This is a genomic window from Agrobacterium sp. 22-209-1, from assembly GCF_053522485.1.
The window spans coordinates 36,025-44,430 of the sequence record NZ_JBNWCH010000018.1; the positions used below are offsets into that span (position 1 = coordinate 36,025).

Sequence of the window (8,406 nt, forward strand, 5' to 3'; positions counted from 1 at the left end):
CGGTCAGCATCAGTGCGCATTTCGGAAATCAATAACACGCTCAGCACCCTCGCCAAACGGGGGGTCTTTTCTCCTGGAATGCCAGCACGCCTTCTTGCGCATCTTCACTACTCAAGGCTTTCAGCAAGGCGGGGGTTCTCAGCGCCTGCGCTTCGGAAGGCACGAGATGCCCGGTGCGGTTGACCGTCTGTTTGATCGCCCTGAGTGACAAAGGCGCACAGGCTACGATGTCGGCAACCCAACGGTTCACCGCCTCGTCCAGATTTTCGGGGGTGGCGACTTCGTTGACGATCCCGAATGCCTGCATGTCAGATGCGCTGAACTGGCGACCCGTGAGCATGACGCCCATGGCCTGGTTAAACGGAATCTTTCGCTGTAGCATGACCATTCCACCGTCCAGCGGCATGCGACCAACGCGGGCTTCCGGCAGTCCGAAACGGGCGGTGTCGCTGGCGATAACGATATCGCAGCCCAGCACCATCTCGAAGCCGCCGCCGAGAGCGAAACCGTTGACGCGGGCGATGACGGGAATATCGAGGCTTTTTCGAAACGCGATACCGCCAAACCCGTTCGGGCGGCTTTCGGCCCAGTATTCGAGGCCGGTTTTCTGGATGCCGGTCGCGCCGCCCTTGAGGTCTGCACCAGCGGAAAATGCCCGTTCGCCCGCACCGGTCAGCACCACGCAACTGATATCGTCGCGTTTCTCGATGTCGTGCCAGATACGCTCAAGCTCAAGCTCTGTCGCCGGATCGATGGCGTTCATGCGCTCGGGTCGGTTTATCGTCACGCGAGCGATGCGGTTCTCGATATTGAAGACAACGCTCACGCTGCGTCTCCTGTGAGCAGACCCAGCGAATGAATGATCTCATCATTATGTTCGCCAAGTTTTGGTGGCGGCAAACGAACAGAAACCTTCGCCGCAGACATTTCGATGGGTGAGCCGATGACACGAACCGGGCCAGCGGCGGTTTCGCCAACCTCCAGAATCAGGCCGTTGATCAACGTCTGTTCATCTTCGAGCGCTTCGGGAAGTGAGCGCACTGGCGCGCACAGAATATCGACGGCTTCAAGCCGCTTCAACCAGTGTGCTGTGGAGTTCGTGGCAAAACGCGCCCGGAAAATGGCGTGTAACTGGGGGCGTGTCTGCGCCTGGGCATCGAAATCCGCATGTTCGGGCAATGAGGAGAGATCATTGATCTCAAGTGCATTGCAAATATCGCGAAGCGGGTTTTCCTTGAAGGCGCCGACCATGACGATTGCGGTATCGGTGGTTTCGAAAACACCGCTGAGCGGAAAGGACGACCAGTTGAGTTCTTTGCCACGCATCATGTGCATGGTGCCTTCCTGCATCTGCATGGCAATCAGCGAACTATACAGACTGACGGCAACCTGCTGGCCTTCACCGGTTTTTTCACGATGCAGGAGCGCCAGCAGAATGCCCTGTACGAGATGCATGCCAGCCGAATAATCGGCAATCGTCGTCGAATAGATCGCCGTTGGATGGGTATAATCTGACTTGCGCTGCATGACGCCGGTCATTGCTTGCGCCAGGGTGTCCTGTCCACCCTTGTGGCGATAGGGGCCTTCGAGGCCGAAGCCTGTGCCAACGGCAAAGATCAGCTTCGGATTGATCTTTTTGAGATCGTCGTATCCGAAACCCATGCGCTCCATCACGCCGGGGCGGAAATTGTTCACGACGACATCGGCATGGCGAAGCAGTTCCCGAACGACATCGCAAGATTGCTTGTCCTTCAGATCGACGGACAGGCTGCGCTTGTTACGGTTCAGTGAGGTGAAGACCGGATTATTCAGCCCGTCCGGGTCCGACCCTACTGACCATCGGGAGAGATCGCCGATTTTCATCTTTTCGATCTTGATAACGTCGGCGCCATAATCGGCCAGCATCTGGGTGCAGCAAGGGCCAAGCATCACCTGCGTGAAGTCCACGACACGGATACCGTCGAGCGGAAGAGTTGTCATTCTGCTGCCTCCAGATAGCTTGCATTTGCAGAGGGGATATCACCGGGGTCGGCCCCCTGATTGCGAAGCATACTGCGGATCTTCGTGATATCAGCCTGTCGCGCCGCGACACCGGCATTAAGAGCAACCACTGCAGCCACGCCTGCGGCTTCGCCCATGGCCATGCAGGGCGGGATTTCGCGGCTTGATTTCTGGGCCTGCGGTGTCGCCGAATAGTGGCGTCCTGCGACGATCATCTGCTCCACATCCTTTGGCAGCATGGCGCGATAGGGCGTGTAATAGTCGCGGCCACGGCATATCGTATCTGCGAAATGCCGGCGATTCATCACGTCATCCTTTGTCACGACATAGGAGCCTTCAAGAAGACGCGTCTGGCGCACGCCTGTTTGCGGTGCAAAATCAACCACATAGGCATTTTCGAAGCCGGGCATTTTTTCACGGGCAAAATCCAGCAAATGGCCGATGCGGCTGCGGCCTTCGATCTCCGCAGTGGTAAGGTCGTCAACCTTCAGGCCGCTGAGCTTCGGCATATGCGGGCAGTTCAGCCATACGACACCCGGCAGTGGCGTTTTCAACCACCAGAACGACCAGCATCCGCCGATCAGGCGTTTCGCTTCATGATCGAGCTGCTTGAATGCTTCGGGCTCCTCGCGCTCGAAACGCTCAGCGGCATCGGTGTCGACGCCACCCCACCGCGACACAGTGGTAAGAATAAAATCGGATTCGGTGTTTGCCGCACCCGCATTGGCCGCGACGTCGAGATCGCCAGTCGTATCTATGACGATACTACCCAAGATAGCTTCCAGTCCAGCTTTGGTCTGGCAAACCACACCGGTGATACGGTTGCCCTCCATGATAGCGGACGAGAACCAGCTGTGCAGACGGAGTTTGACACCCGACTCGGCAATCAGATCGTAGGAGGTCTGCTTGAAGGCATCGGGGTCGAAGGCCGCGGAATAGCAGATGGGGTGAGGCATGGTTTGAGTATGGAAATCGAACAAGCCCCAGCGCGCCCAGCGTTGCCAGGCCGCCGGTGTATCGCGAAATTCGATCATGCGGTCACGCTCATCCGGAACCACGCAAAGGCCACGCTTTTGCATGCGCCCGATCATCTCGACGCAGATGCCCTGCACGGTGACTTCGGTTTCATTGACCATATCGTCAAGCACCAGCACCATGCCGCCAGATGCGAGGCCACCGAGATACGGGTAGCGCTCAATCAGGGTCACGCTCGCGCCATTGCGTGCTGCCGAGACGGCCGCTGAAATGCCCGCAGGGCCACCGCCGACCACGACGACATCCGAGCGATCCACGACTTTTACGCCGCGCGCTGGCAATTCAATTATCGATGTCATTTCATTTGCCTCCAGATAAGCCGCTTTAGTGAGCAGCAGCCGGCTTCCACCGGACAACTTTTGTTTCGATCAGCGATACGATTGAGAACAGAACCACCGCAGTCAGTGCTGCGATCACCACGGTTGCGTAAAGCAGCGGCGAGCGGAAATTATAGGTGGCCTCGATGATGAGGGCGCCAAGCCCGAAACTCGAACCGATCCATTCCGCCACGATCGCGCCCATGACACTGCTGGTGGCGGCGATCTTGAGCGCGGCAAACAGAAAGGGCAGGGATGCCGGGAGCTGAACTTTCCACAAGACTTCCCGCTTGTTGGCCGACAGAACCCGCATCAGATCCAACATGGCCGGGCTGACGGATTTGAGCCCCTGAACCATGTTGACGAGTGTGGGAAAGAAACAGATGAGACCGGCGATAATGATCTTGGGCGCGATGCCGTTGCCAAAGATCAGCACCAGGATAGGTGCGAGGGCTATGATTGGAATGGCCTTGATGAAGACAGCAATCGGATAGATCGCCCGTTCTGCCACGCTGCTGTGCACGAACCAGATAGCCAGAAGAATGGCGACCAGGTTTCCGAAAATAAAGCCCAACGATGCTTCCAGCAATGTCGGAAGAAAGTTCTTCCACAGGATGGGACCATTGTCCCTGAAGGCAAGAACGATTTCCCACGGACTTGGCACCATGAATGTCGGCACTTCGAAGGCCGTCACCCCGATTTGCCAAGCTGCGACGAGACCGATCGTCGTCAGGATGACAGGCATGTTACGGCTAAAGACGCCAATGGTCATATCAGCCCACATCGCCTTCCGGGACGCGGTTTGTATTTCGATCGTGTCTCTGGTCGAGATGGAATTGCTCACAGGCATTCCTCCAGCAATGTGCGCAGGTGGGCGGTAACCTGAATAAAATCGATGGTATCGCGTATGGCCAGCGACCGTCCCGCAGGAAGGTTCACCTCCAGAAACTCTTTTACGCGACCTGGGTTGGCCTTCAGCATCAGAATCTTCTGGCCAAGAAACGCGGCTTCAGGGATCGAGTGGGTGACGAAGACAATTGTCGTTCCCGTTTCCTGCCAGAGGCGTAGAAGCTCCTCATTGAGCTTGTCACGGGTGATTTCGTCGAGTGCGCCGAACGGCTCGTCCATCAGCAGAATACGCGGGCGGGTCACCAGCGCCCGCGCAATCGCAACACGCTGGCGCATGCCGCCAGACAGCTCATGCGGCAACGCTTTCTCGCGCCCGCCGAGACCGACCATTGCCAGCAAATCGTGCGCGTCGGCGTGATCGCGTGCCTTGCCTCCCCCGACTTCAAGGGGAAGGCATACATTGTCGATCACATTGCGCCATGGAAGCAACGTCGCGTCCTGAAAAACAAACGCGAAATCTCTATTCCCGCGTGCGGCCCGCGGAGTCTGGCCAAGTACGGATATCTGCCCATGCGATGGCTGTACAAGATCGGCCATGCAGCGCAGCAGCGTTGATTTTCCGCAGCCTGACGGCCCGAGCATGGTCACGAAGCCTCCTTCCGGAATGTCCAGAGAGACATCCGAAAGAGCGGTAAACTCGCTCGGGCCTTTTCCGAAACGCACAGAGACGTTTCTGATGGAAATTGCCGCTTTCGCGGTGGTCGGGCTTTCCTGGATGGTCCTTATTGCCAGCATGATCTCAGCCCAGATTCTTGCGGAAATCGCTTGTTGCCTCCAGTACGGAGAAACTCACGACATCATCGAGTAGGGGGACAGATTGCTTGAACTGACCGAGATCGGCATAAGCCTTGATCTGGTGTTCCCAGGTCGACTTGTTCATTGTCCCCCAGCCATCTTTTTTGGTGGTTTCGCCAAACGAATAGCCGAGAACCGGTACGGCAGCTTCAAGCTCGCTGGCCTTGTCGAGATTAGGGAATGCCTCGACCAGAATATCAACCGCTTCTGCCTGGTTGTCGCGGGCATAGGACCAGCCCTTTGCCGTCGCCATTGTGAAGCGCGCCAGAACATCGCCGTGCTTGTCGATCTGGTCGTCGGTGGTGAAATAGACGTTTGCGTACAGCTTGAGGCCCGCATCCCACAGCATCATCTGTACGGAGTCCGTGCCAAGCACCTTCATGGCGTTGATATTCGTATTCCAGCCGGTCACCGCCTGTGCCTGGCCCGTCAGTAGCTGGTTCATATCCGAACCCATATTGACGATGGTGACCTTGTTTTCCGCGATGCCGTTTTTGGCAAGCAGTGCGCGGAGTAGGATAACGGCAGTCGGCTGGGTGGCGATGGTTTTGCCGATCATATCTTGTGGCAAGCGGATCGGATTTTTCTCTGTCGAGAAATAGGTAAAAGGGTGTTTCTGATAACCGGCGAGAAATGCCTTGATCGGAATGCCCGCGCCACGCGCCAGCATTACGGCCGGGCTGGACGATGTCTGGCCAACGGCAGCCTGCCCGGACGCCACACCCGCGACACCATCGATGTTCGGGCCACCCGGTACGATTTCAAGGTTGACACCCTGCTCGGTATAAAACCCCTTTTTCTTCGCCACGACTTCGCCAAGAACGCCGTTTGAGCCAAGCCAGCCCAATTGCATTTTGACGTCGGCTATATCGACTGCATTTCCGGCGCGAACGCTGATAAAATTCTGCATTGTCGCCGCGCCACCCAAAATGGCGGCGTTCGCAATGAAACGGCGGCGATTCATTAAAAAACTGCTCATGTATGTTCCCCTTATAAGAACTAGCTTCGCGGGTAGCGTGCTACGGCTTATCCGCCGTTGAGGGGATCATGCCGAACATAGGCGTTCTAATAAAGAACAATTATTCGCCGCATTACTTGCCGAAAAGGCAACGCATGGATCGTGGCCCTGTCTGCCCTGTTTTTCATCATCGGGAACAGATATGATGCACGACAGATCGTGCCCTGCATGCCGACTGAACAGACTCTGGTACTTCCCTCGGGAGGATTTTGCGTATCGTCACGCGAAAAGCGCGTATGCCGGCTGCTTATTTTCAGATGAGGGTAATAGAATCAGTGATCCGTTGGGAACTTCCGGACTGGTGACATTTCCGAAAGCATGATGCGGGCGGTAGAGATAAGCGACGCTCCCACTCTTGTCCCCGGTGCAGGGCGGAATGAAACGCTCACGCGAAAGCCGTCGTCGCAAAGTGGCAACATTAGCGAGGCCGTTGCCGCAATGCGTTTTGCCGTTGGTGTGTTTTCAAGCATCATGATTTCGCAGACTTACGGTCGCGCTGCAAACCTGATGGTAACGGGCATCAGGGCATCAGGGCGTCACGGAGATTCGGCACGGGGCCGTGGGTTGCCGGCGTGGGCGAGCATATCCTTGGGGGCAATGTTGCCGAGACCATCACTGTGGCAACGGAAGATGACTCCCGGTTATCAGGGAAAGCGACTGCAAGCCGTGATTGCAGCCGGCGTCATGGAGGCCGTCTTCACTAGCCCCGGGGGGCATGCCGAAAGCCGCGCGGTTATGCAGTGCCTCACGGATTGGGAAGCGCTGCTGCAACCGGTCTAACGGGCGAAAACGCTGTCGAAATCGTTGAAACCCTTTACTTCGATGGGATTACCGCTCGGATCGAAGAAGAACATCGTCCTCTGTTCGCCTGGTTCTCCTTCAAAACGCACGACGGGCGGAATATCGAAAGCAATACCTGCCGTCTCCAGCCGGTTGGCAAGCGCAAACCATGCCTCCAGCGGCAGTACCACGCCCAAGTGGGGCATCATTACCATGTGGTCGCCGACTTTTCCTGTGCGCGATACTTCGAAGGGCTTGCCAAGATGAAGCGAAATCTGATGTCCGAAGAAATCGAAATCAACCCAGGTATCCGTACTGCGCCCCTCTTCGCATCCAAGGACATCCCCGTAAAAACTCCGTGCTTCGTCAAGATTGGTCACGTGGTAGGCGAGGTGAAAAAGTGATCTCATTGGCGGTTCTCCAGAATGATGTTGATCCCATCATAGGTTTACCGTAGGGCAAGTGAAACTATGAAATTGTGTCTCTGAGGATAAGCATCTCTATATGGACATTCGCTTCCTGCAAAGCCTGCTTGCTGTCATAGAAACGGGCTCTATCACGGGTGCAGCCCGCCGGGAGAAGCTGACGCCTGCCGCGATCAGCCAACGTATCCAGGCTTTGGAACGCAGCCTGAACTGCAAGCTTTTCTCGCGCGGAGCGCATTCCATCCAGCCGACCGAAACATGTCTGGCATTGCTGCCTCGTGCACGGCTTCTGGTCCGGGAGAGTGCTCATCTCATGGATGATGCGCTTGATGGAGATTTGAGAGGCGAGGTGAAGATCGGTGCGATTTCGACGGTGCTAACCGGACTTTTACCTGCATTTATCCGCGAAACGGCACGGCAAGCTCCCGATCTGAAGTTGCGGCTTGTCCCGGGATCGTCGCTATATCTGTTCGAGCAACTGCTCGCTGGCGCTCTCGATATCGCAATTCTTGTCGAGCCGCCTTTTGCGCTGCCTAAATCACTCGTTGGCCACAGAATCAGAAGCGAACCACTAGTTTACATGACCAGGGCTGAGATAGTTGCGGCTGATGTCTTGAAGCATGCTGCGGGGGAACCGTTCATCCGGTATGATCCCGTATCCTGGGGAGGCCGCATCGTTTGGAGATATATGGAGACTTTCGATCTCTCGCCCGATGTCGTTTGTGATCTCGATGCGCTGGAGACAATTGCGATCCTGGTGGCCCAGGGACTGGGAAACGCTCTCGTTCCGGCATGGCAAGGCCTGGTGCCAACGGGTTTTAACATCGTCTCCGCTTCGTCCGGCACGACATTCTCCCGCAACATAGTGCTTTTGCATGAAGCTATCCCGGCACGGCCAAAAGCTGTTGCTTTTCTTCTGGAATTACTCCAGCCCGACGATCATTGAAGATTGCGTATTTCCGAAGTTCAAGTTTCTTGCTTACGGTCTTGACCATGGCAGCCGTGAGCTTCGTGTCAGTGCTGAAGATCTGAACCGCACCGGATTTACCGGAGACCCCAACTCGTGAGAAGTAGGGTCTATGACAAGCAAGACGACGAACAAATTCTCCCCTGAAGTCCGCGCCCG

At 56.4% G+C, this 8,406-nt stretch carries 8 protein-coding genes; 1 reads left to right on the forward strand and 7 read right to left on the reverse strand.

All coding sequences use genetic code 11. From position 1 onward, the window contains the following. Nucleotides 1-40: 40 nt before the first annotated feature. The 7 genes from ACQZ48_RS23170 to ACQZ48_RS23200 form a co-directional block, all read right to left on the reverse strand. Nucleotides 41-826, reverse strand: coding sequence for an enoyl-CoA hydratase-related protein (locus ACQZ48_RS23170; RefSeq protein ID WP_137412168.1), 786 nt, complete (start codon nt 824-826; stop codon nt 41-43). Then, nucleotides 823-1,980: a CaiB/BaiF CoA transferase family protein gene (locus tag ACQZ48_RS23175; RefSeq protein ID WP_448729542.1), complete on the reverse strand. Its 1,158-nt coding sequence runs from the start codon at nt 1,978-1,980 to the stop codon at nt 823-825. Before ACQZ48_RS23175 ends, ACQZ48_RS23170 begins: the two co-directional genes overlap by 4 nt. Then, nucleotides 1,977-3,350 (reverse strand): FAD-dependent oxidoreductase, encoded by a 1,374-nt coding sequence (locus ACQZ48_RS23180; RefSeq protein WP_448729545.1) that lies wholly within the window; start codon nt 3,348-3,350, stop codon nt 1,977-1,979. The genes ACQZ48_RS23175 and ACQZ48_RS23180 overlap by 4 nt, the downstream gene beginning before the upstream one ends. A gap of 10 nt (nt 3,351-3,360) precedes the next feature. Beyond that, on the reverse strand, nt 3,361-4,137 hold the full coding sequence (locus ACQZ48_RS23185; protein WP_191218577.1) for an ABC transporter permease: 777 nt from the start codon (nt 4,135-4,137) through the stop codon (nt 3,361-3,363). Between the two features lie 56 nt (nt 4,138-4,193). Further along, nucleotides 4,194-4,997 (reverse strand): ABC transporter ATP-binding protein, encoded by an 804-nt coding sequence (locus ACQZ48_RS23190; protein WP_137412171.1) that lies wholly within the window; start codon nt 4,995-4,997, stop codon nt 4,194-4,196. Nucleotides 4,998-5,001: 4 nt separating this feature from the next. Then, a complete protein-coding gene (locus tag ACQZ48_RS23195; protein ID WP_448729543.1) occupies nt 5,002-6,036 on the reverse strand; it encodes an ABC transporter substrate-binding protein in 1,035 nt (344 codons plus the stop codon). An 815-nt stretch (nt 6,037-6,851) separates the two neighbouring features. Beyond that, the gene (locus ACQZ48_RS23200) at nt 6,852-7,265 is read right to left on the reverse strand and encodes a VOC family protein (RefSeq protein ID WP_271366331.1); all 414 of its coding nucleotides are present in this window, start codon (nt 7,263-7,265) and stop codon (nt 6,852-6,854) included. 94 nt (nt 7,266-7,359) lie between these two features. On the opposite strand from ACQZ48_RS23200, the gene ACQZ48_RS23205 reads away from it, so the two are divergent. Next, on the forward strand, nt 7,360-8,226 hold the full coding sequence (locus ACQZ48_RS23205; protein ID WP_448729544.1) for a LysR family transcriptional regulator: 867 nt from the start codon (nt 7,360-7,362) through the stop codon (nt 8,224-8,226). Nucleotides 8,227-8,406 lie beyond the last annotated feature (180 nt).

Coding starts and splice junctions, on each gene's coding strand:
- ACQZ48_RS23190 (WP_137412171.1), bottom strand. CDS start 4,997: ATGCTGGCAATAAGGACCATCCAGGAAAGCCCGACCACCGCGAAAGCG.
- ACQZ48_RS23195 (WP_448729543.1), bottom strand. CDS start 6,036: ATGAGCAGTTTTTTAATGAATCGCCGCCGTTTCATTGCGAACGCCGCC.
- ACQZ48_RS23205 (WP_448729544.1), top strand. CDS start 7,360: ATGGACATTCGCTTCCTGCAAAGCCTGCTTGCTGTCATAGAAACGGGC.
- ACQZ48_RS23175 (WP_448729542.1), bottom strand. CDS start 1,980: ATGACAACTCTTCCGCTCGACGGTATCCGTGTCGTGGACTTCACGCAG.
- ACQZ48_RS23200 (WP_271366331.1), bottom strand. CDS start 7,265: ATGAGATCACTTTTTCACCTCGCCTACCACGTGACCAATCTTGACGAA.
- ACQZ48_RS23185 (WP_191218577.1), bottom strand. CDS start 4,137: ATGTGGGCTGATATGACCATTGGCGTCTTTAGCCGTAACATGCCTGTC.